The organism is Methylobacterium variabile (genome assembly GCF_001043975.1).
Taxonomy (GTDB): Bacteria; Pseudomonadota; Alphaproteobacteria; order Rhizobiales; family Beijerinckiaceae; genus Methylobacterium; species Methylobacterium variabile.
Genome location: NZ_LABY01000513.1, coordinates 1 through 590 on the forward strand (window position 1 = coordinate 1; position 590 = coordinate 590).

Here is a 590-nt window from a genome sequence, read left to right on the forward strand (position 1 = left end):
CTCGACGGCGAGGCGGCGCAGACGGCCGCGCTGGCCAGGCTCGCGCTCGAGGACGTGTGGGGGATCGGGCACCGGCTGGCGCCGCGGCTCGCTGCCCTCGGGATCTCGACGCCGCTCGAGCTCCGGGCGGCCGACCCGGCGATGATCCGGCAGCGGTTCAACGTGGTGCTGCAGCGGACGGTGCTGGAGCTCCGGGGGATTCCTTGTCTCGACCTGGAGCGGGACAGCCCGGAGGCCAAGACCATCTGCTCGGCGCGCAGCTTCGGGCGGGCGGTGGAGGGGTTCGAGGAGCTGGCGGAGGCGCTGAGCACCTACGTGTCGCGGTCGGCCGAGAAGCTGCGCCGGCAGGGGCTGGCGGCTGCGGCGATCGCGGTGATGCTGGCGACCAACCGGCACAAGCCGGAGGACGCGCAGTACCACGCGACGCGGCACGTGCGGCTGACGATCGCGACGGCCGACACGGCCCGGCTGATCCGGGCGGCTCTGTGGGGCGTGCGGCAGATCTACCGGCCGGGGTTTCGCTACAAGAAGACGGGGATCCTGCTGCTCGACCTCGTGCCGGCCGGGAGCGTGCAGGGCTCGCTGTTCCT

General features: G+C 73.2%; 1 protein-coding gene. It reads left to right on the plus strand.

Translation table 11 applies throughout. The features are described 5' to 3' along the window. On the plus strand, nucleotides 1-590 hold a 590-nt coding region (locus VQ02_RS34235), incomplete at both ends, for a DinB/UmuC family translesion DNA polymerase (protein ID WP_048448744.1).